The sequence below is a fragment of the Salinilacustrithrix flava genome (assembly GCF_041228405.1).
GTDB lineage: Bacteria > Actinomycetota > Acidimicrobiia > Acidimicrobiales > Salinilacustritrichaceae > Salinilacustrithrix > Salinilacustrithrix flava.
The window spans coordinates 100477-126432 of record NZ_CP133888.1 but is presented as its reverse complement, the minus strand read 5'-3'; the positions used below and the strand labels follow the sequence as shown (position 1 = coordinate 126432).

Here is a 25956-nt window from a genome sequence, read left to right as displayed (position 1 = left end):
GGTCGACCCATGACCCGCCTGCCCGCCACCGAAGCGCTCATCGTCCTCGCCGAATCCGTCGTCGCCGACGGCTTCGACGCCCACCGCCCCGCCGTCACCGACCTCGTCGCCGCAGCCCGGGCCCGGGGGATCCGGCCCGTGCTCGCCGGCATCGTCGTCGACGCAACCGCTCCCCGCGCCGTGCGCGAGCGCGCTCTCGGCCGGTTGATCGTGGCGCTGAGCTCGACCACCGCCACGATCGCCGGCGAGCGCCCGGCCGTCGGCGCCACGGCCGCCTGAGGGGTGGTCGCCGCGCGTTGCGTGCGGCGAATGCCACACTCGGGCCGTGGGGTCCTCAGCTTGGGAAGCCGTCCTCGATCGCATCGACGATGCCGCCGCCGTGGCCGACGTCGAGGCCGGGGTGCACGCGAGGTTGCGACACCCCGAGCGGGTGCTCGAGGTCTCCATCCCGGTCCGCATGGACGACGGGACCCTCGAGGTCTTCACCGGCTGGCGGGTGCACCACAACACCGTGCGAGGCCCGGGCAAGGGCGGCATCCGCTTCCACCCCGACGTCGACGTCGAGGAGGTCACCGCCCTGGCGGCGCAGATGACCTTGAAGACGGCGGTGTGCGGCATCCCGTTCGGTGGGGCCAAGGGCGGCGTGCGCTGCGATCCGCGGCAGATGAGCGCGGGTGAGCTCGAACGGCTGACGCGTCGGTACACGTCGGGCATCGCCCCGCTGCTCGGACCGGACCGTGACGTGCCCGCGCCCGACATCAACACCGACGGGCGGGTGATGGCGTGGCTGCTCGACACGTTGCAGATGACCGGCGGCGGCATCCACCTCCCGGGTGCGGTCACCGGCAAGCCGCTGTCGGTGGGCGGCACCCGCGCCCACGCCGGCGGCACGTCGGCCGGGGTCGTGGTCTGCGCCCGGGCCGTCTTCGAAGCGCTCGGCATGGACCTGCCCGGACGGCGCGCCGTCATCCAGGGCTTCGGCAAGGTGGGCGGGCCCCTGGCCTTCCTGCTCAAGTCGGCCGGCATGCGCGTCGTGGGCGTCAGCGACGTCACCGGGGCCGTGATCAACGAGGGCGGCCTCGACGTGTCCGAGCTGTCCGACCACGTGAAGGCCACCGGCGGCGTCGCCGGCTTCCCCCTCGGCGACCCGATCGATCCCGACGACCTGCTGGCGCTGCCCTGCGAGCTGCTCATCCCGGCCGCGCTCGGCGGGGTGATCGACGCGGAGGTCGCCGAGCGGATCCAGGCGAAGGTGATCGTTGAAGCCGCCAACGGCCCGACCCTGACCGAGGCCGACGCTGTGCTCGATCGGCGGGGGATCGCGGTGGTCCCCGATGTGCTGGCCAACGCCGGCGGGGTGACGGCGTCGTACTTCGAGTGGGCCCAGGCCCGCCAGGGCTACCCGTGGGACATCGCCCTCACCGCGGATCGCCACCACGAGGTCATGGCTGAGGCGTTCGACGAGGTGTGGGCCGCGTCCCAGCGGTGGGACGTGAGCCTGCGCCGGGCCGCCTACGCCCTGGCCATCGATCGGGTCGGTGCGGCGCTGGAGGCCCGGGGCATCTTCCCCTGAGCGCGAGCGGTGGCCGACCCACGAGTGAGCCGGCCACCGATCACATCTGCGGGTCCTAGCGGAGGTCGAAGCGGTCGAGCTCCATGACCTTGGTCCAGGCCTGCACGAAGTCCCGAGCGAACTTCTCGCGCCCGTCGTCTTGGCCGTAGACCTCGGCGATGGCCCGGAGCTGGGAGTTCGAGCCGAACACCAGGTCGGCGGCGGTGGCCGTCCAGACGACCTCGTCGCTGCCGGCACGACGGCCCTCGTAGACGCCCTCCTCGCCGGCGCCGGTCGTCCACTCGATGCCGGCGTCGAGCAGGTTCACGAAGAAGTCGTTGGTCAGGACGCCGGGCCGGTCCGTCAGCACACCGTGACTGGTGCCGCCGTGGGTGGCGCCGAGGGCGCGCATGCCGGCGACGAGCACGGTCATCTCCGGTGCGGACAGCGCCAGCAGGTTGGACTTGTCGAGCAGGCGCTGCTCCGGTGGCAGCTTGTCGCCGGCCCGCCGGTACTGGCGGAAGCCGTCGCCGCGGGGTTCCAGCACGGAGAAGGCGTCGGCGTCGGTCATCTCGTCGGTGGCATCGGTGCGTCCCGGGGAGAACGGCACGGTGATGTCGTGCCCCGCATCCCGGGCGGCCTTCTCGACGGCGGCGCTGCCGGCGAGGACGATGAGGTCGGCGAGCGAGACCCGCTTGTTGCCGGACTGGTCCGCGTTGAAGTCCTGCTGGATGCCCTCGAGCGCGGTCAGGACCCGACCGATGCGCTCGGGCTCGTTGGCCTCCCAGTCCTTCTGGGGGGCCAGGCGGATGCGGGCGCCGTTGGCGCCGCCCCGCTTGTCGGTGTCCCGGTAGCTCGAGGCGGAGGCCCAGGCCGTGAACACCAGGTCCTGCACCGACACGCCGGCATCGAGGACCTTGGCCTTGAGGTCGGCGACGTCGCCGTCGTCCACCAGGTCGTGGTCGACGGCGGGGACCGGGTCCTCCCACAGCTGGGGTTCGGGCACCCACGGGCCGAGGAACCGCGAGTGGGGGCCCATGTCCCGGTGCAGCAGCTTGTACCAGGCCCGGGCGAAGGCATCGGCGAACGCCTCGGGGTCGTCGCGGAACCGCTCGGAGATCTTGCGGTACTCGGGATCGGCGAGCAGGGCGAGGTCCGTCGTCGCCATCATCGGCGGGTTCATCTTGCCCTCGATGTGTGCGTCGGGAACCAGCTCCTGGGCCTCGGGGTCCTTGGGCTGCCACTGCTTGGCGCCGGCCGGGCTCTCCACCAGCTCCCACTCGAGGCTGAACAGGGTGTCCCAGAAGCTGTTGTCCCACTGGGTGGGCGTGGGCGTCCACGCGCCCTCGAGGCCCGAGGTGATGGTGTCCGCGCCCTTGCCGGTGCCGTGCTGGCTCTTCCACCCGAGGCCCATCGAATGGACGGGGCAACCCTCGGGCTCCGGTCCGACGAGGTCGGGGTTGCCGGCGCCGTGGGTCTTGCCGAACGTGTGGCCGCCGGCGATGAGCGCGACGGTCTCCTCGTCGTCCATGGCCATGCGGGCGAAGGTGAGCCGGATGTCGTGGGCGGCGGCGAGCGGGTCGGGGTTGCCCTTGGGGCCCTCCGGGTTGACGTAGATCAAGCCCATGGTGACCGCGCCGAAGGGCTGGTCGCCGAAGTCGAGGGGCTCGTCGGAGATGTAGCGCTCGTCGCCGAGCCAGGTGTCCTCGGGGCCCCAGAAGACCTCTTCGGGCTCCCAGATGTCCTCACGCCCGAAGGCGAAGCCGAAGGTCTCGAAGCCCATGTCCTCGAGGGCGACGTTGCCGGCCAGGACGAGCAGGTCGGCCCAGGAGACCTTGTTGCCGTACTTCTGCTTGACCGGCCACAGCAGGCGGCGGGCCTTGTCGAGGTTGGCGTTGTCCGGCCAGCTGTTGAGCGGCGCGAAGCGCTGGCCGCCGTCGCCGCCACCGCCACGGCCGTCCTCGACGCGGTAGGTGCCTGCCTGGTGCCAGCTCATGCGGATGAAGAGCGGCCCGTAGTGGCCCCAGTCCGCCGGCCACCAGTCCTGGGAGGTTCGCATGACCTCGACGAGATCGGCCTTGAGCGCGTCGACGTCGAGCTCGGCGACCGCCGCCTTGTAGTCGAAGTCGGGGTCCAGGGGGTTGCCGCGCTGGTTGTGCTGGTGCAGCACGCTGAGGTCGAGCTGGTTCGGCCACCAGTCCTGGTTGGTCCGCGGTCGGCCGCCGGTCTTGGGCTCCGGCGAGTCGATGGCCGGGTTCTCGCTCTCGCTGGTGCTCTGGGTGTCGGCCTTGTCGACCATGTCCTGGGGTTCGGTCATGTGCCTGTCCTCTTCCTCGTCGCGGCGGTGGTGCTCCTCACCCTGTGATACCAGCCGCAGGTGGGCCTGTCTCCGCGATCGTCGCTATGAGGTCCATAACCCAGGCTTCTGGTGGCCGAACACCTGTTCGTCTACCGTTCCTGACGTGGGCTTCAACAACCCCGGCGTCTCCTGGTCCGAGCTGGAGCGGACCCTCTCGGACCGGCACCGCAAGCCCACCCGCGCCCAGGGTGACGGCGGCGACAGCCCGGCCTGGTCCTACCACCGTCCGTCCTACGTGCCGCCGGCCGACCTGCAGCGGCGCACCGCCACCGTCCCCTACGCCGAGCTGCACTGCCACTCGAACTTCAGCTTCCTCGACGGTGCCTCCCACCCCGAGACCCTCGCCGAGGAGGCCACCCGCCTCGGCCTCGAGGCTCTCGCCCTCACCGACCACGACGGCTTCTACGGCGTCGTCCGCTTCGCCGAGGCGGCCCGCGTGGCGGGGCTGCCCACCGTGTTCGGGGCCGAGCTGTCCCTCGGGCTGACCCAGCCCCAGAACGGCATCGCCGACCCCGAGGGCTCCCACCTGCTGGTGCTGGCCCGGGGACCGGCCGGCTACGCCCGCTTGGCCGACACCATCTCCCGCGCGCAACTCGGCTCGGGGTACGCCGGCGTCGGGAGCGCCAGCGAGCAGCCGGCACGCGGTGCTGCGGAGCAGACCGCCATCAGCGCAGCCCAGAAGGGCAAGCCGGTGTACGACGGCATCGACTGGTCCCGCGCCCACGGCGGGGAGTGGCTCGTCCTCACCGGCTGCCGGAAGGGGGCGGTCAACCAGGCGCTGCACGCCCACGGTCCGGCCGCGGCCGAACGGGAGGTGCGCCGCCTCGTCGACACCTTCGGCGCCGGCAACGTGGTGGTCGAGCTGTGGGACCACCACGACCCGCTCGACTCGGCGCGCAACGACGCGCTGGCCGCCATCGCCGACCGGGTCGGGGTCGAGGTCGTGGCCACCAACAACGTGCACTACGCCACCCCGGGCGACCGCCGGCTGGCCACCGCGCTGGCCGCGGTCCGGGCCCGGCGCAGCCTCGACGACGCCGACGGCTGGCTGCCCCCGGCGGCCACCGCCCACCTGCGCTCGGGTGAGGAGCAGGCCCGCCGCTTCGCCCGCTACCCGGGCGCGGTGGAGCGGGCCGCCGAGCTGGGCCGGGCGTGCGCGTTCGACCTGCACCTGGTGGCCCCGAACCTGCCGCCGTTCCCGTGCCCCGACGGCCTGTCCGAGATGGCGTACCTGCGCCGCCTCACCGAGGAGGGCGCCACCCGCCGGTACGGGCCCCGGCACGCCGAGCGCGAGCCGGGGGCGTGGGCCCAGATCGACCACGAGCTCGCCCTCATCGAGACCCTCGGCTTCCCCGGCTACTTCCTCATCGTGTGGGACCTGGTCGACTTCTGCCGCCGGTCGGGCATCTACTGCCAGGGCCGGGGGAGCGCGGCCAACTCGGCGGTGTGCTTCGCCCTCGGCATCACCAAGGCCGATGCCGTGAAGCTGAAGCTGCTGTTCGAGCGCTTCCTGTCACCCGAGCGCGACGGTCCGCCGGACATCGACATCGACATCGAGTCCAACCGGCGCGAGGAGGTCATCCAGTACGTCTACGAGCGCCACGGCCGCCGCCACGCCGCCCAGGTCGCCAACGTCATCACCTACCGGGCCCGGTCCTCGATCCGGGACATGGCCAAGGCCCTCGGCTACGCCACCGGCCAGCAGGACGCCTTCGCCAAGGCTGCGGATGCCTGGGGCAACATCGCCTCCACCATGTCCCAGCCCGGCGCGGCCGAGGAGCTTCCCGCCGACGTGGTCGAGCTGGCTGCCGAGGTCGAGCACTTCCCCCGCCACCTCGGCATCCACTCCGGCGGCATGGTGCTGTGCGACCGGCCGGTGGTCGAGGTCTGCCCGGTCGAGTGGGGTCGCTTCCAGGGCCGGGAGGGCGCCACCGTCCGATCCGATCTCCCCATCCGATCGGTGCTGCAGTGGGACAAGGACGACTGCGCCGCGGCCGGCCTCGTGAAGTTCGACCTGCTCGGCCTCGGCATGCTCACGGCCCTGCACGAGACCATCGACCTGGTGCAGGCCGCACACGGCATCGAGCTCGACCTGGCCGAGATCCCCCAGGACGACGAGGTCTACGACATGCTCGTCGCGGCCGACTCGGTGGGCGTGTTCCAGGTCGAGTCCCGGGCCCAGATGGCCACGCTGCCCCGGCTGCGACCCCGCACCTTCTACGACCTGGTGGTCGAGGTCGCCCTCATCCGGCCCGGCCCCATCCAGGGCGGCTCGGTCCACCCCTACATCCGCCGGCGCAACGGCCAGGAGGAGGTCACCTACCTCCACCCGCTGCTGCAGCCCTCGCTGGAGAAGACCTTGGGGGTGCCGCTGTTCCAGGAGCAGCTCATGCAGATGGCCATCGACGTCGGCGGCTTCACCCCGGCCGAGGCCGACCAGCTCCGCCAGGCCATGGGCTCCAAGCGCTCGCCCGAGCGGATGGAGCGCCTGCACGACCGCTTCACCGCCGGCGCCCGCGAGCGCGACGTGCCCGACGACGTCATCGAGCAGATCTGGCTGAAGCTGGCCGCCTTCGCCAACTACGGCTTCCCCGAGAGTCACTCGGTGTCCTTCGCCTACCTGGTCTACGCCTCGTCGTGGCTGAAGCGGTTCCACCCCGCCGCGTTCTGCGCCGGCCTGCTCAACGCCCAGCCCATGGGGTTCTGGTCCCCGCACTCGCTCATCCAGGACGCCCGCCGCCACGGCGTCGAGGTCCGCACCCCCGACGTGTCGGTCTCCGCCGCCAAGGCGATGCTGATGTGGGACCACCCCGATGAGAACTGGCAGTTCTCCTGTAGCGCGCCGGAACCGCCGGAGGTCGCCACCCGAGGGCTGCCGGCGGAGGTGTGGGGCAAGGGTGGTCCGGTGGTGCAGCTCGGCCTGCGCGAGGTCCGCAACATCGGCGACGACGTGGCCCGCCAGATCGAGGCCGCCCGCGACGCCGGCGGGCCGTTCGCCTCGATGGAGGACCTCGCCCGTCGGGTGCCGCTCACCCTGCCCCAGCTCGAGGCGCTGGCCACCGCCGGTGCGTTCGGCTGCTTCCGCTCGCCCCGCACCGGCGAACCGCTCTCCCGGCGCGAGGCGCTGTGGCAGGCCGGGTCGGTGGCCCAGGGCGGGGTCGACCGGCTCCCCGGCATCGTCACCGGCGCCGACGCCCCCACGCTGCCCGGCATGGACGACTTCGAGGAGGCCCGGGCCGATCTGTGGTCCACCGGCATGAGCCCCGACGGCCACCCCACCCGCTTCATCCGGGAGGACCTCGACCGCCTCGGCGTGGTGACCTCCGCGGGCCTGTGGGACGTGGAGCCCGGCTCCAAGGTCCTCATCGGCGGGGTCGTCACCCACCGCCAACGCCCCGCCACCGCCGGCGGCACCATGTTCCTCAACCTCGAGGACGAGACCGGACTCATCAACGTGGTGGTGTCCCGCGGCTGCTGGAACGCCCACCGCAAGGTCGCCCTCAGCGCCCCGGCCATGCTCATCCGCGGTCGCTGCGAGCGGGCCGAGGGCGTCATCAACGTCGTGGCCGAGCGCCTGTCGCCGCTCCCCGTCGGCGGCACGCCCAAGAGCCGAGACTTCCGATGAGCGTCCACGCCCCCCTCCAAGGGTCGCTCTTCGGTGCCGCCGAGCCCCATCTCACCGGCCCGCTGCCCGAGGATCGCGAGCACCTGGCCCACGGCGCGTGGATCGTCCGGGTGCCGGGTTGGGTCGGCGGCGACCAGACGCTGATGGAGGAGCTGACCGAGACGACGTCGTGGCACGCCGGTCGGCGCCCCATGTACGACCGCATCGTCGACGTGCCACGCCTCACCGCGTCGATCCCGAAGAGTGGACCGGGTCACCCGGTGCTGCGCGAGATCACCCGGGCGCTCCGGGAGCGATTCGGCGAGCGGATGGACCGGATCGGTCTCGCCCTCTACCGGGACGGTCGGGACTCGGTGGCCCCCCACGGCGACACGGTCGCACGGGAGATGCACAGCTCGGTCATGGCCACCGTGTCGTGCGGTGCGCCCCGCCGGTTCCTGCTCGCACCGGTCGCCGGCGGCGGTTCGGTCTCGTTCGACCTCGGCCACGGCGACCTGCTCGTGATGGGCGGCACGATCCAGCGCACGTGGCGCCACGGTGTGCCGAAGACGAACCGCGCCGTGGGTCCCCGCATGTCCATCATGTTCCGGCCCCGCTGGGAGGCCGCAGCACCTCAGCGTCCCACGGCCTCGCGGCTGTAGGCCTCGAACCCCGGGGCCGGGTAGCTGCCGGACGTCTCGACCCCTTCGATGGTCCCGCTGACGTCGCCGATCGCCCAGCTGGCCGTCCACACGTAGCGGACGGCGATGTCGTACATGCCGTGGTGCTGGTACACGTGCGTGATCTCGCCGCTGGGGTGGGGCCCGGGCTGGCCGGTGTAGGGGCCGTGCTCGCCGGCGACGTCGTCGTGGGGGTCGTCCCAGTCGACGTAGACCTGGGCCGTGGCGGTGAGGGTCAGCGGCCCGAACGGCGTGTCGACGGGACCGTAGGTCCGGTTCGTGGGCGCCCCCGTCTCGAGGAACGCCTCGAACCCGACCGGCAGGGCGTCGGGCTGGACGTAGGGGGTCGGCACGGGCAGGTCGATCTGCCGGAGGAACTCGGCGGCCTCCATGGCCGGCGTCGTCGTCGGCAGCGCAGGTACGTCGGGGCAGAGTGAGTACGTGCGGAGGAGACGCAGGAACTGCCTCTCGGACTCGATGTCCTCTGCCATCGTCGGATCGCGGCCGAGACGAGCGGTCTCTGTCGTGAGGCAGGGATTGCCATCAGGGTCCTGACTCAGGACCGGACGCCAGAGCTCGCGGAATGGGTAGGCGGTCGTCGGCGGTCCAGACTGGACGGGGACAACATCGTCTCGCACGTCATGCCCTGCACTCGTGCCTTGGCAGATGTACTCGCCAGGAGAGTTGCCATCGATGCCGCAAGACTTCTTGTGCTCCGCGGCCGCCGGAACCGCAACGATCAGTAGTGACGTCAACGCCAAGACGCAGCGCACGAGGTTTCTCATGACGGGTCCGAGCATGTTTCGGCTGGAACTGTTCCGTCCTCCGTCGCCGGGAGCGCAGCGATAACCCAAGCCGTGGGATTGTGTCCCGGCGCCCGGTTCGCCTCCGTGGCTGGCAACAGACGCACGAAACCTCTGACATGGTCAGGGAGGGCTTGGAAGTCGGTGACCAACCCGGAACTGTCAAAGCGAACCTCTGCGAAAACGCATTCCCGGTGGCGATCGATCAGTTCCAAGACGTCCGCCGTCGCGGGTTGCGGGTCTGCCTGGAAATTGGCGAAGTCTTCAAAGGCGATCTCGATCAGTCCGTTGATCGCCTCCTGCGCTTGATCCTTCGTGTAGATGCTCTCCAAGAGTTCGATTGTGGCCTCATCGACGAGAGTTGCCTCTCTCGTATGAACCAACGCATCCCGCGAGACCCGGAACAGCTCGTTGAGGACCTGCTCGACGTACTCCTCGGTGATCTGGCTCTCGTCCTGAGGGATCACGTCGGGAGCGACGGTGCGGGGTTCGGTGGTGGTCGATGACGTCGAAGAGGTCGTCTCCTCCGGGATGGACGTGACCGCCGCCCGATCGCTGTCGTCATCGTCGCCCCCGCAGGCGCCGAGGAGGAGGGTGGCGCCGAGAAGGCCGTGGAGGAGCCGCCGCATGCGAGAAATGTAGTCAGGTGCAACATGACCTGAAAAGGTCTCTCGGTCCCTTTCGCCCCACTTGGCGGCAGCGGTGCGCCGGGCGTGAATGGGGTCATCCCGACCGGGGCCTCTACCGTCATCTGGCGATGGCTTCGAAGCGACCGAACAAGCAGCAGCGTCAGCGGCAGAACCGCCAGCGTCGGGAGGCCCGCCAGGCCCGGTCGGTGCACGCCGGCGAGGCGACCGCCATCGCTCGTGGCGAGCGGGAGAAGGCCGAGCCCACGGCCAACACCCGCACCTCGGCGAAGGGCAAGGGGTCCAAGGCGCAGGCCCGGGCGGACCGCAAGAGCCGCTACAGCATCCCCGGCCAGCGCGCCGTCGTGATGGCCTTCCTGTTCACGATCGTCTCCGCTGCCACCCTGCTGATCGCCCCGGTCCAGGTCCAGCGCGAGGTCCCCATCGACGATCCCGTGCTCGAGGAGATCGACGAGGACGACCAGGAGGTCGACGAGGACGCCGGAACGGTCACCTACGTCGACGACGCCAAGCTGCTCGACGAGGAAGGTCCGGCCGTGGCCGCCGGCGTGATGCTCACGCCGATCCTCATCACCGGCGCCGCCGTGTGGTTCACGAAGAAGCCGCAGCGATCCACGGCGTGGACCATGGCCATGATCGCCCTGGCTGCGTACATCTTCCTGTTCGCCGGCCCCTACGGGATCATCACCCTGCCCTCGATGATCGCCCTGGCCGTCGGCGGCTTCCAGTCCCGCCGCGCCGAGTCCAAGGAGCGGCTCGCGGAGATCCGGGCGAAGAAGGCAGCGGCGGGCGATGGCGAGGTCATCGACGTGGAGGCCACCGAGGTCACCGAGGACGAGTCGAACGAGCCGGAGACCGAGACGGACACCGGGATCGAGGCGACCGAGGGCGAGCTCGCAGAGCCCGTCGCCGACGACGACCGCCGCTAGGGTCGCCCCGCCATCGAGACCACGTACGAGGAGACCTGAAGATGTCCGAAGCCGCAGAGGCCGCCCACGCCAAGTTCCAGACCCTGATCGGCCAGGAGAGCGAGCCGGGCGAGTGGATCCAGGTCACCCAGGAGATGATCAACCAGTTCGCCGACGTCACGATGGACCACCAGTTCATCCACGTCGATCCCGAGGCGGCGAAGAACACCCCCTTCGGCGGCACCATCGCCCACGGCTTCCTCACCCTCTCCCTGCTCGTCCCGCTCTCGAGCTCGATCAAGCAGGACCCGGAGACGCTCAAGGGCGTGATCATGGGCGTGAACTACGGCTTCGACAAGATCCGCTTCATCGCCCCGGTCCCGAGCGGCTCCCGCATCCGGGCCAAGGCCGTGCTCAAGGCCGCCGAGATCAAGGGCAGCTCGGTCAACGCGACCCGCACCTACACCATCGAGGTCGAGGGCTCCGACAAGCCGGCGGTCATCGCCGACTGGATCACCCGCCTCACCTACGGCTGATCGGCCGGCCGCCGCTCACCCCGCAGCGGCGTAGGTGAACCCGAGGCGGCCCACGTCGATGGCCGCCGCCTCGATCAGCGCGATGGCCTCGTTCCCGGGCAGACCGGGAGCGAGGCCGATCGGCTCGGCCATCGCGTAGAGCCGGATCTCGTAGCGGTGCGCTGCGTCCCCCGGCGGCGGGCAGGGTGGGTCCCACCCGAGCTCGTCGGAATCGGTGCGGCCAACGACCGCGGTGTCCGGGAGCTGCATCGGATCCAGCTGCGCCGTGGTGCTGGGCAGGCCGGCGACGACGAGGTGCACGAAGTCGCTCGCATCCAGGTCGACGATGGCGACCGCGAGCTCCGCCGCCGCTGGCGGGATCCCGCTGAACACGAGGAGCGGGGCGCGGCCGACGCCGTCGCAGGTGAAGGCCGGGTCGAGTGTCCCGGCTTCGACGACGTCGGGGCTGGTGACGCGCAGGCCGAGCCCGTCGTCGGCCGGTGCGGTGGCCGGGACCTCGGTGGCCGGCATCGTGGCCGAGGTCGGCTCGAGGGTGCGGCCGTCGTCGTTGCAGCCGGCGAGCCCGATGCACGCCGCGACGAGCAGGCCGAGCGCGCGCGGACGTCGGAGCAGCATCGGTGCGATCGGACGGCTCAGGTCTTGGCGTCGGTGCGGCCGTTGGCGCCGCTGCGCTCCAGCAGCTCGCTGACCCCGGCCAGCGCGCCGGCCAGACCGCCGAGCTCGGTGGGCACGATGATCTTGGTGGCCTGCCCGTCACCCAGCTTCTGCAGGGTCTCGAGGTACTTGATGGCGAGCAGGTCGTTGGACGGGTTGCCGTCGTGGATGGCCTGGTAGACGGACCGGATGGCGGCAGCCTCACCTTCGGCGACCGCGCTCTGGCGGTACTGCTCGGCCTCGGCGAACTTGCGCACCGCCTCGGCCCGGCCTTCGGCCTCGAGCACCGACTTGGCCTTGGAGCCCTCGGCCTCGAGGATGGCGGCGGCCTTGGCGCCCTCGGCGGTGGTGATCGACGCCTCGCGCCGGCCCTGGGCCTCGGTGACCACGGCTCGGCGGGTGCGCTCGGCCTTCATCTGCTCGTGCATGGCGGACATGACGTCCGGCGGCGGATCGATGCGCTGGATCTCGACCCGGACCACGCGCACGCCCCACTTGTCGGTGGCGTCGTCCAGGATCTCGCGCAGCGCGATGTTGATCTTGTCGCGCGAGGTCAGCGACTCGTCGAGCGGCAGGTCGCCGATGACGTTTCGAAGGTTGGTCTGGGCCAGCTTGGTGACGGCCAGGATGAAGTTGGCGACGTTGTAGATCAACCGCTGGGGGTCGGTGGGCTCGTAGTAGATGACGGCATCGACGGACACGCCCACGTTGTCCTCGGTGATGACCTCCTGGGGCGGGACGTCGACCACCTGCTCACGCATGTCGACGATGCGCATGTGGTCGACGAGGGGGATGATGAGGCGGAGGCCCGGGTCGACGGTCTCCTTGTACTTGCCGAGGCGTTCGACGACGCCGCGCTGGTAGGGCTTCACGATCCGGACGCCGGCGGCGACGTACACGAAGAGGAAGAAGCCGAGGACGGCCAGGACGATGATGAGGGCCACTAGTGAGGCCTTTCCGGTGGTCGGGTGGAGGTAGGGAGGCCGGTGGGGTAGACGATGACCCGGGTGCCGCGGACCTCGAGCACGGTCACGTGCGTGCCGGGGGCGAGCGGCCCGCCATCGAGCGCTTCGGCCCGCCACTCCTCGCGGCCGATGCGGACGGAACCGAGCTCATCGGGCCCTTGCGGGACCTCGGTGAGGACCACGCCGTGCTCGCCGACGAGGCGCTTGGCGCCGACGCCGAGCGGGTTCTTGGTCGTGGCGTCGAGCCGGGCTGCGAGCGGTCGGAAGGCGGCGAAGCTGACGGCGGACAGGACCACGAAGATCAGCCAGCCGATGGCGATCGGGGCGCCGAGGAACGCAGCCACCGCGGCGCCGGTGGCGCCGAGGGCGAAGGGCACGAGGAAGAAGGTGCCCGCTGAGGCCATCTCGCCGAGACCGAAGGTCACGGCGGCCGCCAGCCAGACCCACCGCCAGAAGTCGGGGTCGTCCACGGAGGCGATGGTACCGATCGGGCGCGGTCGATGTGCCCCGGTTCGTCCCCGGTCAGGAACCGGCGTCGTCCTCGGTGCCGTCGGGTCGTGCGAAGGCGTCGTCGGCCACGTCGGTCCCGTACTCGGTCGCCTCCAGCCGGTCGCTGCCCTGGTCGACGAGGAGCACAGCGCCCTCGGGCGACGCGCAGATCGTGCCGCTGCTCCCGAGCTCGCTCGACTCCCGCCCGCTCCGGAGCCGCGTGACCAGGCACCGGGCGTCGACGCCGGCGACGGTGAGCGTCTCGATCTCGAAGGAGTAGTCATCGGCTCGGGCCGCGAGGGATTCGCTCAGCTCGTCGAGCGCCGATGCCCGGAACACGCCGGGCGGTTCGACGATGGCATCGGTGCGCTCGCAGGTGAGGTCGTCGCCCTCCGGGTCCGGTCTGCACGTGAGGGCCTGGCCGTCGGTGACGAGGCGCACCTCGGTGGTGGTGCCGTCGGCGATGACCTCCACGCGGCGATCGGGTGGCCGGTTGTCGATCACCAGCTCGGTGCCCTCGGCCGGGGCGGGGAAGCGGATCCGGTACGTGGCGGTCTCGCCGCGCGCCAGCAGGCCGAGGAACTCGGCGACGTCGCCCTCGAGGCCGGCATCCAACGCCGCGGCCTCGACCTGCTCGGACCGAACGTCGCCGGTGGCGGTGGCCTCGTCGGTGTCGTCACCGCAGGACGTGAGCACGCCGCCGAGGACGAGCGCGAGCACGGCCGGCGTCGTCAGGCGGCGAGCGATCGATCGGCGGCTGGGCACGGCCGGATGGTACGGACCAGCAGTACCGTTGGCGGAATGGCACCGCCGGCCACGACCGAACCCACGCCCAGGTCCCTCGGCCGCTCCGTCGCGCTCGGCATCGGCATCGGCGTCGGCGCCGCTGCGATCTGCTTCTTCCTGATCGCCATCCCCTTCTACACGCTCGCCTCCTTCGAGCCGAACGGCATCGACCGCCCGATCGTGCGCACCGGCCTGTTCCGCGTCGCGCTGCCCGTCGGCCTCCTCGTCGGGTTGGCCTCGGGCGTCGCGTCGACGCTGTGGTTGCGCCGCGGCGGCGCCTGGACGGTCAGCGACGGGAGCGACCGCTACAGCAACCGTTAGCGTTGGGCGGGTGAGCCCCTCCGTCGACCGCTGCATCCTGACCGTCCACGCCCACCCCGACGACGAGTCGTCGAAGGGCGCTGCGACCATCGCGCAGTGCAAGGCCGAGGGCATCCGCACGGTGCTGGTGTGCTGCACCGACGGCGCCGCCGGCGACATCCTGAACCCGGCCATGGACCGGGAGGACGTGAAGCTGAACCTGCCGGCCGTGCGGCGCGACGAGCTGGCCCAGGCTGCACGGATCATCGGCTACGACGAGGTCATCGACCTCGGCTACCGGGACTCCGGCATGCCCGACACCGACGCCAACGCCCACCCCGAGGCCTTCGCGAACGCCGACCACGATGAGGCCGTCGGCAAGCTCGTTGCCATCCTGCGGCGGGAGCGCCCGCAGGTCGTGGTCACCTACGGCGACGACCAGCGCGGCTACCCGCACCCCGACCACCTGCAGGTGCACGACATCTCGATGCCGGCGGTGGAGCGGGCGGCGGATCCCGAGTGGTACCCGGACGCCGGCGAACCCCACCGCGTCGACAAGGTGTACTGGACCTCCTGGTCCCGGGGGCGCATGGTCGCCATGCACGAGAAGTTCCTCGAGATGGGCCTCGAGTCGCCCTTCGACGAGAAGTGGTTCGACCGCCCCGACCAGGACGACCGCATCACCACCCGCGTGCACACCGGCGAGTGGTCCGACGTGCGCTGGGACGCCCTCCTCGCCCACGCGACCCAGATCGACCCGACGTCGCCGTTCTGGTTCGGCCTGCCCCGAGAGGTCGCAGCGACCGTGCACCCGTGGGACGAGTACATCCTCGCGGTGAGCCACGTGGACAGCGACGAGTCCACCGGCGACCTGTTCGACGGCATCCCGGTCCGCGACGCCGCATCTCGCTGATGGGCGCATCGGTCGAGCTGCTCACCCAGGACTGGCTCGACGCGCAGCGGGAGGCCACCCGCGACCTGCCGGTGCGACCAGGCGCCAGCGCCCGCATGGAGTACCGGGTCTCTGGCGGCCCCGACGGCGAGGTCGTGTTCCACACCGTGCTCGAGGACGGGCGCATCGCCGAGAGCGCGCTCGGCCCGGCCGAACCGGAGCCGGACTTCACGGTGCTGGTGCCCTACGACGACTACGTCGCCATCATCCGGGGCGAGCTCGACCAGAACGTGGGCTTCATGCAGGGCCGGGTGAAGGTCACCGGCAACATCGGTCGCATGCTGTCGGTGCTGCCGGTGACGACGTCGCCCGAGTGGCGGGCCGCGGCCGACGACCTCCTGGCCCGGACCTCGTTCTGAACCCGGCTACTCCTCGTCGGGGTCCGGGACCGATTCGACCTGGAGCACCTGGTCCTCGTCGGTGATGTCGACGACCTCGTAGGTGCCCGGCTGGTCGAAGATCACGAAGGTGGACTCGCCGGGGAAGAGCAGGCCGGTGTCGATGCGGGTGTCGGCCCGGATGCCGTGGTCGTCCTCGCCGACGATGCGGAACTCGACCAGGTCGCTGTCCAGCACCTCGAGCTCGTCGGCGTCGAAGCCGTCGTCGCCGAGCTCCACCACGTGGTCGGGCTCGGCGGGCACCTCGGGGAGGTCGTCGCGCGAGATGGCGCGGCGCTCGCTGTCGCACGCGGTGCCGAGCAGGGCCGCGGCGGCGATGGCGACGGCGGCTGCTCGCCGGAGCGGGGGACGCACCGTCAACCGGCCCGCTGCGCGTCGCGCAGCTCCCGGTAGCCGATGAGGGTGACGCCGGCCCGCTCCAGGAGGGATCGGGTCTCGGAGCTGAGCACGAGGTCGAGGTCGTCGACCCGCCCCGACCAGGTGTCGCCGATGGCCCGCAGCTCGGGCGTGTCGACCGCAGGGTGCACGTAGACCTCGGTGACGCCGGGCTGCAGGTCGTAGATGGTCCGCTCGATCGCCTTCCGGGATCCGATGCCCGGCGCGTACAGGAACCGGTCGGGGAACAGGACGCCCTCCTCGGAGGCCAGGTCGCGGAAGGGGAAGCCGATGGCCCGCTGGGTGGAGGCGCCCGAGAGGCGGATGGGCAGGCCGTAGTCGACGGCGAGGTCGAGGTAGACGTCGAAGAACTCCGGGCGGAGCTGCATCACGCCCATGTGGCTGTCGAGGTGGCTGACGTCGAAGCCCCACAGGATCGCCCGCTCGACCTGCGCCCGGCACTCCCGGCGGACCTCGTCGAGGTCGGCGTGCTCCCAGACGTCGACGTTGGTGCGGGGGAAGCCGCCGTCGCCGTCGAGCAGGGACGGGGCGTGGGTGATGGGTCCCCAGCGGTAGAGGTCGTGCTCGGCGGTGAGCGTGAGGTGCACGCCCACGTCCTCGCCCCGGTAGTGGCTGGCCGCCTCCCGCGCCCACGGGCACGGGATCATGATCGATGCGCTCGTCCCCACCCCGTCCCGCAGCGCCCGGTAGACGCCGTGGCTGGCTGCGTGGCAGAAGCCGAGGTCGTCGCAGTTGACGATGAGCAATCGGGCGTCGGGCGGATGCCCGAGGCGCTCGGCGAGGGTCGGCACGGCCCGACGCTAGCGATCAGGAGGCGGCCCGATGTCGACGTCGGGACCGCCGCACACACCCCACAGGCCCCGACCGCCGTCGCGGGCCTCGGCTTCGGCGGCGACCAGGTCGGGGTAGAGGGCCTCGTTGTCTCCGTAGGTGACCGCATCGGCATAGCCCTGCTCGACCAGGGCGAGGTTGACCATCAGGTCGTCCTCGGCGCGGTACACGTAGGCGAGCAGCCGGCCGAACTGGTCCCGGGCGACGGCGTCGCGCTCGAGCCGGACGGCGGTCCCCTCGGGGACGAGGCTGGCCAGGTAGGCCGATGCCTCGGCGCCGTAGCACTGCACCGGTCGGTTCGGCGCGACGGACTCGGGCGTGTCCACGCCGATGAGCCGGATCCGCTCCTCGGTGCCGCCGATCCGGACGTCGAGGGTGTCGCCGTCGACGACGTGGGTGACCACCCCGTCGCCGTCCGCCGGTGGCCCGCCGCCCGGGGTGGGAGACGCGCAGGCGGCCGCCAGCACGCTGGCGGCCGCGAGCACGACGATTCTGGTCTGGGTCCTCACTGCCGTCCTCCGAGAGGGCGCCGGCGCCGCAGCGCCCGGGAAGGGGGAAGTGGAGGAAGAGTTAGATGCGCTCGATGATGGTGCCGGTGCCGAGACCGCCACCGCAGCACATGGTGACGAGGCCGGTGGACTTGTCGGTTCGCTCGAGCTCGTGGAGGGCCTTGGTGAGCAGGACCGCGCCGGTGCCGCCGAGCGGGTGGCCGAGGGCGATGGCGCCGCCGTTGGGGTTGACCGTGTCCATGTCGGGGTTGTGCTCCTTGGCCCAGGACAGCACGACCGACGCGAAGGCCTCGTTGATCTCGGTGACGTCGATGTCGGACATCTTCATGCCGGTCCGCTTGAGCAGGTGCGACGTGGCATCGATGGGGCCGGTGAGCATGAGGACGGGGTCCACGCCGACGTTGCAGGTGTCGACGATGCGGGCCTTGGGGGTGAGGCCGAGCGCCTTGGCCTTGTCGGCGGTCATCAGCAGCACCGCGGCTGCGCCGTCGGAGATCTGGGAGGACGAACCGGCGGTGTGCACGCCGTCGGGGCGGGCGACGGGCTTGAGGGTGCCCAGCTTCTCGAGGCTGGTCTCGCGCAGGCCCTCGTCGCGGGTGACGGTGTGGGTGCTGTCGAGCAGGTTGCCCTCCTCGTCGGCGTCGGGCGCGGTGACCGGCACGATCTGGGTGGCGAAGCGGTCCTCGGCCCAGGCCTGGGCGGCGAGCTGCTGGGAGCGGAGGCCGAAGGCGTCGGTGTCCTCGCGCGAGATGCCCCACTTGTCGGCGATGCGCTCGGCGCCCTCGAACTGGGAGGTCATCTCGTAGCGGCCGAAGTAGGTCTTGGGGATCGGGATGCCGAGGCCGAAGTCCTTGCGGCCGCTGGAGCCGATCGGGATGCGGCTCATGACCTCGACGCCGCAGGCGACGGCCACGTCGACCGCGCCGCCGGCGACCAGGGCGGTGGCCAGGTTGGTGGCCTGCTGGGAGGAGCCGCACTGCGTGTCGACCGTGGTGGCGGCGACCGACTGGGGCAGCCCGGCGGCCAGCCAGGCGGTGCGACCGATGTTGAAGGCCTGCTCGCCGACCTGGGAGACGCAGCCGGCCACGACCTGGCCGACCTCGGCCGGATCGATGCCCGTGCGCTCGATGAGCGCCTGCTGGGCGATGCCGAGCAGCTCGCCCGGGTGCATGGTGGACAGGCCACCGCCACGGCGGCCCACGGGCGTCCGGACGGCATCGATGATCACAACGTCGGTCATGGCGGCAGTGTACGGCCGGTCTTGACCGTGCGGTCAAGGGCGAGGCGGCGGCCGCTCACCACCGGCGGCGACGGCGACCTCGGCCCGTCAGGGCACCGAAGACCAGCAACAGGACCGTGGCACCGATGAAGGCGACGAACATCGAGCGGAGACCGAAGTCGCCGATGCCCTCGTCGCCGGCAGCGGAGAACAGCGCGCCGCCCAGCAGGCCCCCGACGATGCCCACGATCATGGTCGAGATGCAGCCGCCGCCCCGGTAGCCGGTGACCCGGCCCGCCAGCCCGCCGGCGACGAGCCCGACGATGATCCAGCCGAGGATGCCCATGGGCGCCGAGGGTACCCAGGGCCACCGTCAGGCCGCGTGGGCGTGCTGCTCGCCGGCTTCGGCCCGGCGCTCGGCCTGGGTGCGGGCGATGGTGTCGGCCAGGGCGGCCCGGGCCTTGAGGAGGCCCTTGCGGCCGGCTTCCCGGCTGCGGGGGTCGAGGTGGAAGGCCTCCTGGCGGGGGCCGGGGATGCGGAGGCTGGTCTGCGTTGCCATGCCCCCATCATCCGCAGGGGGTCTGACAAGAACGATCAGACGGGCGCGCCGGGGGCGACGAGGGGCCAGGGGAGGGTCCGCTCGACCTGCAGGGCCAGGTCCAGGAGCAGGGCGTCCTGGTGGTGGCGGGCCATGATCTGCATGCCGACGGGGAGCCCGAAGGCGGGCGCCACGGGGACCGAGACGGCGGGGTTGCCGACGATGTTCGCCGGGATCGTGAGCAGGCCGTTGTTCTCCAGGCCGACCTTCTGGTCGCCGACCCGGGTGTTGGCGGTGATCTCGGCCGGGTAGGCCACGTCGGGGTTCGTGGCCGAGATCACCAGGTCGACCTGGTCGAAGACGTCGGCCAGCGCCTCGTTCAGCTCGGTGCGGCGCCGCTCCACCTGCGCGGCCATGGTCAGGTCGTAGCTGGAGTGGGCCATCTCGAAGCCCATCGCCATCTCCCGGGTGAGGTCGTCCTTGCACGCCGGCCAGAGCCCGTCCAGGTCCTTGGCCAGCTGGGCCAGGTTCGACATCGCCCACTCGAACCCGAGGCCCGGCAGGGCCACGTCGACGTCGACCTGGACCAGGCCGGCGTCGGCGATGAGCGCGGCGGCCGCGTCCCGCACGTTGGCCTCCACCTCGGGGCGCAGCACGGCGCGGCCGAGGTCGGGCACGACGGCGACCCGCAACCCGGTGAGGTCGTGGGTGCCGAGGCCGGCCTCCCAGCCGCCGGGGCTGGGCAGCGAGTACGGGTCGCGGAAGTCGTAGCCGGCGCACACGTCGTACCAGCGAGCCACGTCGCGCACGCTGCGGGCCTGGCAGCCCTTCACCACGGTGAGCGGCGCGATCTCGGTCTTCGGGCCCCGGGGGATCCGCCCCGCCGTGCCCTTCATCCCGACGTTGCCGTTGAAGCCGGCCGGGATGCGGATGGAGCCGCCGCCGTCCCCGCCGCTGGCGATCGGCACCAGCCCGCCGGCGACGGCTGACGCGGACCCACCCGAGGAGCCGCCGGCCGTGCGGCCGTGCTCCCACGGGTTGTGCGTGGTCCCGTTCAGGCGGGTGGTGGACACGTTGAGGCCCCCGAACTCGGAGGCGGCGCAGAGGCCGACGATGACCGCGCCGGCGTCGCGGAGGCGGGCGACCATGGTGCTGTCGTGGTCGCCGATGCGGTCCCGGAACACCAGCGACGCCTCGGTGTCCGGCCAGCCCTCGACCTTCTCGAGCTCCTTGATCCCCATGGGCACGCCACCGAAGGGGAGCGAGACGTCGGCGGCCTTCGCCCCAGCCAGGGCGGCGTCGGCGTCGACGTGGGAGAAGGCGTTCAGGTCGGAGGCCTCGATGGCGTCGAGGCACGCCCGGGTGTCCTCGACGGGGTTGCGGGATCCGTCCCGGTAGGCGTCGACGAGCGAGCAGGCGTCCTGCAGCCAGGGGGCGTCGGTCATGGCCAGGGACACTAGGGAACGGCGCGGGGCGCTCCGTAGGCTCCCGGCCCGTGGACGCCAAGACCTTCCTCGGCCTGCAGCCGACCCACAACCCGAACCGGTGGTTCATCCCGGTGACGCCCGGCGTGTCGACCCGGGGGAACTTCCTCTGGGGCGGGTGCGGCCTCGGCGCCGGCATCGAGGCGATGGAGCGCACGACCGGCCGGCCCGTGGTCTGGGCGACGGCGCAGTACCTCTCCTACGCCGAGACCGGCTCGATCATGGACATCGACGTCATCGTCGCCAACGAGGGCAGGAGCGTCACCCAGGCCCGCGCCGTCGGCCACGTGGGGGACCGGGAGATCCTCACGGTCAACGCCGCCCTCGGCCACCGGGACAAGCCGGCCGCGGGCATGTGGGAGCAGATGCCCGACGTCCCCCCGCCGGATCAGTGCCACATCCGCTTCGGCGTGACGCCGGACGAGGAGGGCATCACCGACGGGATGATGGCCCGGCTGGACTTCCGCCTGGCCAACGCCCGCACCTTCGACGAGCTCGACGGCAACCCCATGCCGGAGGGCAACTGCTCGATGTGGGCGCGCATGCCGGACATCCTCGAGATGTCCGGGGCCGCCCTCGCCATCCTCGGCGACTACGTGCCCATGGGCCTGGGCCAGGCCCTCGGCCGCCACGCCGGCGGCAACAGCCTCGACAACACGCTGCGCATGGTCGACATCGTCGAGACCGACTGGGTCCTGCTCGACATCCGCGTCCACGCCATCGCCAACGGGTTCGGGCACGGTCTCGTGCACCTGTGGGCCGAGGACGGGACGCTGCTGGCCACGGCCAGCCAGTCCACGATCCTGCGCTTCCACGAGGAGTTCGAGGCCCGCCGCAAGCGCATGCAGGAGCAGCAGGCCACCTGAGGCTGTGGCAGGGTGCGATCATGCAGCGCTACGGCATGACCATCCCGCTGAGCGGTCCCCTCCACTCCCAGAAGGAGCAGTTCGAGGAGCTGGTGGACCTCGGCTACACCGACGTCTGGTCGGCCGAGGCCGACGGGCACGACGGGTTCACGCCCCTGGCGCTGGCCTCGGTGTGGACGCCGTCCCTCCGGCTCGGCACCGCCATCATCCCCGCCTACACCCGCGGTCCGGCCTGCTTCGCCCAGTCCGTCGGTTCGCTGGCCCAGGCCGCCCCCGGCCGCTTCGCCATCGGCATCGGCTCGTCGTCGAACGTCATCGTCGAGCGCTGGAACGGCATCGAGTTCGACGAGCCGTACAAGAAGGTCCGGGACATGGTCCGGTTCCTGCGCAAGGCCCTCGAAGGCGAGAAGATCAAGGAGGACTTCGACACGTTCTCCATCAACGGCTTCCAGCTGAAGGCCCTGCCGCCCGAGCCGGTGCCGATCCTGGTCGCCGCCCTGCGCTCGGGGATGCTCAAGCTCGCCGGTCGTGAGGGCGACGGGGCCATCATCAACTGGCTGTCGGCCGAGGACGTCGCCACGGTGGCACCGATCGTGCAGGACGCCTCCACCGACGGGTCGTCCAAGGAGGTCGTGGCCCGCATCTTCTGCGCCCCGATCGACGACCCGGACACGGTCTACGGCTCGGCCAAGTTCGCCATCGCCGCCTACCTGAACGTGCCCGTCTACCGGGCCTTCCACGAGTGGCTCGGCCGGGACGAGCTGCAGCCGATGTGGGACGCCTGGGACAGCGGCGACCGCAAGGCCGCGCTCGACGCCATCCCGAACTCGGTGGTGGACGAGCTCATCGTGCACGGCCCGCCGGAGAAGTGCCGGGAGCAGATCCAGCGCTACATCGCCAACGGCGTCACCACGCCGGCGCTGGCGCCGCTGCCCTTCGGCTACGACATGCGCCAGGCCGTTCGGGACCTCGCCCCCGCCTGATCGCCAGCGGAGCGATCAGGGGGCCAGGTCGAGCGCGGCGCGCAGGTGGGCGACGAGGTCGGGCATCTGGCTGCTGGCGTTCAAGCCCGACGTCGACGGCATGACGTAGACCGGTCGGCCGCCGAGGTCCCGCTGCTGCAGGCCGACGACGGCCTTGCGGTCCACCGCGGCCCGCCACCCGGCGAGTCCGACCACGCACACCACACCCGGCTGCAGGCGCGCGCAGAGGCGGTCGACCCGCTCGAGCCCGGTCCGGTACTCGTCGGCGGAGAGCTCATCCGCGCGGCGGGTGGCCCGCTTGGCCAGGTCGGTCATGCCGACGCCGTGCTCGCGCAGGGCGTGCCACGGGTCGCGGTCGACCGTGACGAGGCCGGCTTCGATCGCCGCCTTCCAGTAGCGGTTGCTCGGCGTGACGTAGCCGACGCCGGCGTCCGCGGCGTGCAGGGACGGGTTGAGCCCCACGACCAGGACCCCCATGTCCGGTCCGACGAAGTCCGGGAGCGTGCGGGCGCGCACGGCGTCGACGAAGCGGGGCTGCTCGCCGGACAGCACCACCTCGCTGAAGCCGGCGCCGACGAACACGTCGACGAGCGCATCGTCGCTCCACCGCCAGAACCTCCGGCCCGGCAGGTCGTCGTCGGACACCACCTCGTCGTCGGGTCCGGTGATGAGCGAGCACGTCACCGGGGCACCGACGGCCGTGGCGCGGTGGAGCTCGGCCAGGGCGAGGGGCAGCCCGGCGTGGGGGACGTGCAGGTAGGAGTTGCGGGCCCACGCGCCGCCGAGCGCGCCGGGGCGCAGCGGCAGCCTCGTGAGGTCGGCCCGGACCAGTGGACGACCGTGGCCGGTCGCCAGGTCGAGCATCGGCGCCGACGCATCGAGCCCGACGGCCGCCGCGCCCAGGGCGGGCAGGTAGGTGCCGGGCCCGCAGCCCGCATCCAGGACCGGGCCGAGCGCACCTGCCGACAGCGCCGCGGCACGGTCGGCGAAGCGGGACGACCGGTTGGCGCGGTACGTGGCCGCCTCGGCGTCGTAGATGTCGATGGTGTCCCGCTCCACGGGTTCAGGCGTCGCCGAACAGGTCGAGCTGCTCGGTGCGGGCCACGATCTGGGTGAGCGGTGTCCAGATCCGTCCGCCACGGGGGCCGCGCTCGGCGACCTCGATCTGCTCGACCGGGATCGCCCGCGACCGGCCTCGGGCGTCGCGCAGGTCGACCGAGCCGTCGGTCTCCCGGCCCATCACCTTCCCCGGGAGCCACCGCTCGCCCGGCTCGCGCCGGAACCGGATCTCCGCACCCGGGCGCAGGCCGAGGGACAGCAGCCAGGTGTCGGCCACCGTGCGGCGGTCAGCCCTGGGTGCGGGCCTGCAGCTTGCGCATCCCGCCGATCCAGCGGTCGTAGTCGTCGGTCTTGCGACGCCAGTAGTCGAGGACCTCGGGGTGCGGGAGGATCAGGAAGCGCTCGTCCGCCAGGCCTGCGGCCACCACCTCGGCGAGCTCGTCGGGCTCGATGACCCCCTGCATCCGCACGGATTCGGCGCCGGTGGACTTGGCGAGGTCCTCGTCATCGGGGAACAGCATCTTCGTGCGGACCCCCTGCGGGCACAGGCACGAGACCTTGATGCCGGCGTCGCCGTGGGTGATCGCCAGCCACTCCGCCAGGGCGACGGCGGCGTGCTTGGTCACGGCATAGGGGGCGGCACCGAGGTTGGTGAGCAGGCCAGCGGCGGAGGCGGTGGTGAGGATGTAGCCCGAGCCCTGGGCCAGCATGCCGGGCAGGGCGGCCCGGACGGCCCAGACGTGGGCCATGACGTTGATGTCGAAGATCCGGTACCAGTCCTCGTCCGGTGCTTCCACGCCACCGCCGACGGCGATGCCGGCGTTCAGGCACAGCAGGTCGACCGGCCCGAACTCCTCGGCCGCGCGGACCACCTCGACGTTGCCGGCTTCGGTGCCCAGGTCGGCCTCGACCACGACGGTGTCGAAGCCGGGCTCGAGCTCGTCGACCACCGCCTGGGCCGCGGCGCCGTCGACGTCGGCGAGCACGATGGTGCGGGGGCCGTCCTGGGCGAAGCGGCGCACGAGGGCGGCGCCGATGCCACCGCCGGCGCCGGTGACGACGATGTTCTGGTCCTGCAGCTGCACGGCGTGAAACCTATGTGGCGGCCAGCAGCTCCCGCAGGTGGCTGGTCGACGGGACGCGCCCGGACACCACGACGGTGCCGTCGAGCACCAACGCCGGCGTGGCCATGACGCCGTAGCCGGCGATCTCGGCCACGTCGGTCACCTTGGTGATCGACGCCTCGAGTCCCAGCTCGCCGAGCGCCTCGGTGGTGCGCTCCTCGAGCTGGGCGCAGCGCTTGCACCCCGGGCCGAGGATCTTGATGTCCATGTCGGTGCTCCCTCGTCGGTGTCGGGTCGAGATCAGGTCACGAGGTTGAACAGGATCCCGATGATCAGGATCCCGGCCGTGACGACAGCGGTGAAGATCACGAGCAGGGGCGGGCGCAGGACCCGCCGCAGCAGGACGAGCGACGGCGGCGACAGGGCGACCACGCTCATCATGAACGCCATCACCGTCCCGAGCGCCGCGCCCTTGGCGTGGAACGCCTCGGCGAGCGGCACGACGCCCGCCGGGTTCGCGTAGAGGGGGACTCCGGCGAGGGTGGCGACCACCACGGCGAGCGGGGCGTCGCCGCCGGCGTGATCCTCGAAGAACCCCTCGGGCACCCAGCCGTGGATGACGGCGCCGAGCGCGATGCCGACGACGACGTAGCCCCAGATCTTGCGGAGGATGTCGCCGGTCTCGGCCCGGGAGGCCTCGACCCGGTCCTCGAGGGTGGGCTTCTGCTCGGCCCGTGCGAGCTGGACGGTCCTGGTCTCGAACACGAACGGCTCCACCCAGCGGTCCAGGTCGAAGCGGGAGAGCAGCAGGCCGGCGAGCAGGGCGAGACCGGAGCCGGCGAGGACCCACAGGGCGGCGATGTCCCAACCGAACGTCCCTCCCATCATCACGATGCCGGTCTCGCTGACGAGGGGCGACGAGATGAGGAAGGTCAGGGTGATCGCGAGGGGCACGCCCGCTGCGACCAGGCCGATGAACAGCGGCACCGAGCTGCAGGAGCAGAAGGGCGTCACGGCGCCCAGCACGACGGCGAGGACGAGGCCGGTGAGCAGGCGCCGTCCGCTCAGGAACGCCCGGATCCGCTCCGGTGAGATCGCCGTGTTGAGCATCCCGACCGCGAAGATCAACCCGACCAGCAGGAGCATGAGCTTTGCCGTGTCGTAGAGGAAGAAGTGGGCCGCGCCCGTGGCGCGATCGTCGAGGTCCAGCCCGAGCAGGTCCGTGAACGCCGCATCCCAGATCCACTCGTTCAGCAGGTACAGCGCGAACCAGATCGCTGCTGCGCCGGCGAGCTTGGGTCCCAGGTGGCCGGTGCCGGGCTGGGTGCGACCTGCGACCGCGGTCATGCGGGCAGCGTGGCCCGCCCCGCTGCT

General features: G+C 71.7%; 30 protein-coding genes. 11 read left to right on the top strand and 19 right to left on the bottom strand.

What is annotated here, in order from left to right:
- Window positions 1-9: 9 nt before the first annotated feature.
- The gene (locus RGQ06_RS00645) at window positions 10-279 is read left to right on the top strand and encodes a hypothetical protein (protein WP_432428286.1); all 270 of its coding nucleotides are present in this window, start codon (window positions 10-12) and stop codon (window positions 277-279) included.
- A gap of 46 nt (window positions 280-325) precedes the next feature.
- Window positions 326-1573 (top strand): Glu/Leu/Phe/Val family dehydrogenase, encoded by a 1248-nt coding sequence (locus tag RGQ06_RS00640; RefSeq protein WP_432428285.1) that lies wholly within the window; start codon window positions 326-328, stop codon window positions 1571-1573.
- Between the two features lie 55 nt (window positions 1574-1628).
- On the opposite strand, the gene katG is transcribed toward RGQ06_RS00640, so the two are convergent.
- The gene (katG, locus tag RGQ06_RS00635) at window positions 1629-3869 is read right to left on the bottom strand and encodes a catalase/peroxidase HPI (RefSeq protein ID WP_432428284.1); all 2241 of its coding nucleotides are present in this window, start codon (window positions 3867-3869) and stop codon (window positions 1629-1631) included.
- Window positions 3870-4014: 145 nt separating this feature from the next.
- On the opposite strand from katG, the gene RGQ06_RS00630 reads away from it, so the two are divergent.
- Both RGQ06_RS00630 and RGQ06_RS00625 read left to right on the top strand, forming a co-directional pair.
- Window positions 4015-7536: an error-prone DNA polymerase gene (locus RGQ06_RS00630; RefSeq protein ID WP_432428283.1), complete on the top strand. Its 3522-nt coding sequence runs from the start codon at window positions 4015-4017 to the stop codon at window positions 7534-7536.
- Window positions 7533-8177: an alpha-ketoglutarate-dependent dioxygenase AlkB gene (locus RGQ06_RS00625; protein ID WP_432428282.1), complete on the top strand. Its 645-nt coding sequence runs from the start codon at window positions 7533-7535 to the stop codon at window positions 8175-8177. The genes RGQ06_RS00630 and RGQ06_RS00625 overlap by 4 nt, the downstream gene beginning before the upstream one ends.
- Here RGQ06_RS00625 and RGQ06_RS00620 read toward each other — a convergent pair.
- Together RGQ06_RS00620 and RGQ06_RS00615 are read right to left on the bottom strand one after the other, a co-directional pair.
- Entirely contained in the window at window positions 8150-8686 is a 537-nt protein-coding gene (locus RGQ06_RS00620) for a hypothetical protein (RefSeq protein WP_432428281.1), read from the bottom strand. The two genes, RGQ06_RS00625 and RGQ06_RS00620, sit on opposite strands and share 28 nt — an antisense overlap.
- A gap of 290 nt (window positions 8687-8976) precedes the next feature.
- On the bottom strand, window positions 8977-9627 hold the full coding sequence (locus RGQ06_RS00615) for a hypothetical protein (protein ID WP_432428280.1): 651 nt from the start codon (window positions 9625-9627) through the stop codon (window positions 8977-8979).
- A gap of 128 nt (window positions 9628-9755) precedes the next feature.
- Here RGQ06_RS00615 and RGQ06_RS00610 point away from each other — a divergent pair, with 128 nt between their 5' ends.
- Together RGQ06_RS00610 and RGQ06_RS00605 are read left to right on the top strand one after the other, a co-directional pair.
- Entirely contained in the window at window positions 9756-10574 is an 819-nt protein-coding gene (locus RGQ06_RS00610) for a hypothetical protein (RefSeq protein ID WP_432428279.1), read from the top strand.
- A 41-nt stretch (window positions 10575-10615) separates the two neighbouring features.
- Window positions 10616-11089, top strand: a complete 474-nt coding sequence (locus RGQ06_RS00605; RefSeq protein WP_432428278.1) for a MaoC family dehydratase — start codon at window positions 10616-10618, stop codon at window positions 11087-11089.
- Window positions 11090-11104: 15 nt separating this feature from the next.
- Here the strand turns inward: RGQ06_RS00605 and RGQ06_RS00600 are convergent, their stop codons facing one another.
- Genes RGQ06_RS00600 through RGQ06_RS00585 form a run of 4 tightly spaced genes read right to left on the bottom strand, consistent with a single transcriptional unit; the run spans window position 11105 to window position 13962 of the window.
- Window positions 11105-11704: a YbhB/YbcL family Raf kinase inhibitor-like protein gene (locus RGQ06_RS00600; protein WP_432428277.1), complete on the bottom strand. Its 600-nt coding sequence runs from the start codon at window positions 11702-11704 to the stop codon at window positions 11105-11107.
- A 17-nt stretch (window positions 11705-11721) separates the two neighbouring features.
- Window positions 11722-12687, bottom strand: coding sequence for an SPFH domain-containing protein (locus RGQ06_RS00595; RefSeq protein ID WP_432428276.1), 966 nt, complete (start codon window positions 12685-12687; stop codon window positions 11722-11724).
- Window positions 12687-13178: an NfeD family protein gene (locus tag RGQ06_RS00590; protein ID WP_432428275.1), complete on the bottom strand. Its 492-nt coding sequence runs from the start codon at window positions 13176-13178 to the stop codon at window positions 12687-12689. The genes RGQ06_RS00595 and RGQ06_RS00590 overlap by 1 nt, the downstream gene beginning before the upstream one ends.
- A gap of 52 nt (window positions 13179-13230) precedes the next feature.
- On the bottom strand, window positions 13231-13962 hold the full coding sequence (locus RGQ06_RS00585; RefSeq protein WP_432428274.1) for a hypothetical protein: 732 nt from the start codon (window positions 13960-13962) through the stop codon (window positions 13231-13233).
- A gap of 36 nt (window positions 13963-13998) precedes the next feature.
- On the opposite strand from RGQ06_RS00585, the gene RGQ06_RS00580 reads away from it, so the two are divergent.
- From RGQ06_RS00580 to RGQ06_RS00570, 3 genes are read left to right on the top strand one after another with little or no spacing between them, the layout of a single operon-like run.
- Complete coding sequence (locus RGQ06_RS00580; RefSeq protein WP_432428273.1) at window positions 13999-14304, top strand: hypothetical protein; 306 nt, start codon at window positions 13999-14001, stop codon at window positions 14302-14304.
- Window positions 14305-14314: 10 nt separating this feature from the next.
- Window positions 14315-15196, top strand: a complete 882-nt coding sequence (mca, locus tag RGQ06_RS00575) for a mycothiol conjugate amidase Mca (RefSeq protein WP_432428272.1) — start codon at window positions 14315-14317, stop codon at window positions 15194-15196.
- On the top strand, window positions 15196-15594 hold the full coding sequence (locus RGQ06_RS00570; RefSeq protein ID WP_432428271.1) for an SCP2 sterol-binding domain-containing protein: 399 nt from the start codon (window positions 15196-15198) through the stop codon (window positions 15592-15594). The genes mca and RGQ06_RS00570 overlap by 1 nt, the downstream gene beginning before the upstream one ends.
- Before the next feature lie 6 nt (window positions 15595-15600).
- On the opposite strand, the gene RGQ06_RS00565 is transcribed toward RGQ06_RS00570, so the two are convergent.
- The 7 genes from RGQ06_RS00565 to RGQ06_RS00535 form a co-directional block, all read right to left on the bottom strand.
- Window positions 15601-15993 carry a cupredoxin domain-containing protein gene (locus RGQ06_RS00565; protein WP_432428270.1) on the bottom strand — a complete coding sequence of 131 codons (393 nt, stop codon included), beginning with the start codon at window positions 15991-15993 and terminating at the stop codon, window positions 15601-15603.
- Window positions 15990-16820 carry a polysaccharide deacetylase family protein gene (locus RGQ06_RS00560; RefSeq protein ID WP_432428269.1) on the bottom strand — a complete coding sequence of 277 codons (831 nt, stop codon included), beginning with the start codon at window positions 16818-16820 and terminating at the stop codon, window positions 15990-15992. The genes RGQ06_RS00565 and RGQ06_RS00560 overlap by 4 nt, the downstream gene beginning before the upstream one ends.
- Window positions 16821-16829: 9 nt before the next feature.
- Window positions 16830-17345: a thermonuclease family protein gene (locus tag RGQ06_RS00555; protein ID WP_432428268.1), complete on the bottom strand. Its 516-nt coding sequence runs from the start codon at window positions 17343-17345 to the stop codon at window positions 16830-16832.
- A gap of 85 nt (window positions 17346-17430) precedes the next feature.
- Entirely contained in the window at window positions 17431-18609 is a 1179-nt protein-coding gene (locus RGQ06_RS00550) for a steroid 3-ketoacyl-CoA thiolase (protein WP_432428267.1), read from the bottom strand.
- 55 nt (window positions 18610-18664) lie between these two features.
- A complete protein-coding gene (locus RGQ06_RS00545; protein WP_432428266.1) occupies window positions 18665-18934 on the bottom strand; it encodes a GlsB/YeaQ/YmgE family stress response membrane protein in 270 nt (89 codons plus the stop codon).
- A 27-nt stretch (window positions 18935-18961) separates the two neighbouring features.
- Entirely contained in the window at window positions 18962-19147 is a 186-nt protein-coding gene (locus RGQ06_RS00540) for a hypothetical protein (RefSeq protein ID WP_432428265.1), read from the bottom strand.
- Window positions 19148-19182: 35 nt separating this feature from the next.
- A complete protein-coding gene (locus tag RGQ06_RS00535; RefSeq protein WP_432428264.1) occupies window positions 19183-20571 on the bottom strand; it encodes an amidase in 1389 nt (462 codons plus the stop codon).
- A 50-nt stretch (window positions 20572-20621) separates the two neighbouring features.
- On the opposite strand from RGQ06_RS00535, the gene RGQ06_RS00530 reads away from it, so the two are divergent.
- Together RGQ06_RS00530 and RGQ06_RS00525 are read left to right on the top strand one after the other, a co-directional pair.
- On the top strand, window positions 20622-21476 hold the full coding sequence (locus RGQ06_RS00530; RefSeq protein ID WP_432428263.1) for an acyl-CoA thioesterase: 855 nt from the start codon (window positions 20622-20624) through the stop codon (window positions 21474-21476).
- 17 nt (window positions 21477-21493) lie between these two features.
- Window positions 21494-22459: an LLM class F420-dependent oxidoreductase gene (locus RGQ06_RS00525; RefSeq protein ID WP_432428535.1), complete on the top strand. Its 966-nt coding sequence runs from the start codon at window positions 21494-21496 to the stop codon at window positions 22457-22459.
- 15 nt (window positions 22460-22474) lie between these two features.
- On the opposite strand, the gene RGQ06_RS00520 is transcribed toward RGQ06_RS00525, so the two are convergent.
- From RGQ06_RS00520 to RGQ06_RS00500, 5 genes are read right to left on the bottom strand one after another with little or no spacing between them, the layout of a single operon-like run.
- Window positions 22475-23518, bottom strand: a complete 1044-nt coding sequence (locus RGQ06_RS00520; protein ID WP_432428262.1) for a uracil-DNA glycosylase family protein — start codon at window positions 23516-23518, stop codon at window positions 22475-22477.
- Between the two features lie 4 nt (window positions 23519-23522).
- Window positions 23523-23795, bottom strand: a complete 273-nt coding sequence (locus RGQ06_RS00515; RefSeq protein ID WP_432428261.1) for a hypothetical protein — start codon at window positions 23793-23795, stop codon at window positions 23523-23525.
- Window positions 23796-23805: 10 nt separating this feature from the next.
- Window positions 23806-24603, bottom strand: coding sequence for an SDR family oxidoreductase (locus tag RGQ06_RS00510; RefSeq protein ID WP_432428260.1), 798 nt, complete (start codon window positions 24601-24603; stop codon window positions 23806-23808).
- 10 nt (window positions 24604-24613) lie between these two features.
- Window positions 24614-24850 (bottom strand): thioredoxin family protein, encoded by a 237-nt coding sequence (locus tag RGQ06_RS00505; RefSeq protein WP_432428259.1) that lies wholly within the window; start codon window positions 24848-24850, stop codon window positions 24614-24616.
- A 32-nt stretch (window positions 24851-24882) separates the two neighbouring features.
- Complete coding sequence (locus tag RGQ06_RS00500) at window positions 24883-25929, bottom strand: permease (RefSeq protein WP_432428258.1); 1047 nt, start codon at window positions 25927-25929, stop codon at window positions 24883-24885.
- Between the last annotated feature and the right edge of the window lie 27 nt (window positions 25930-25956).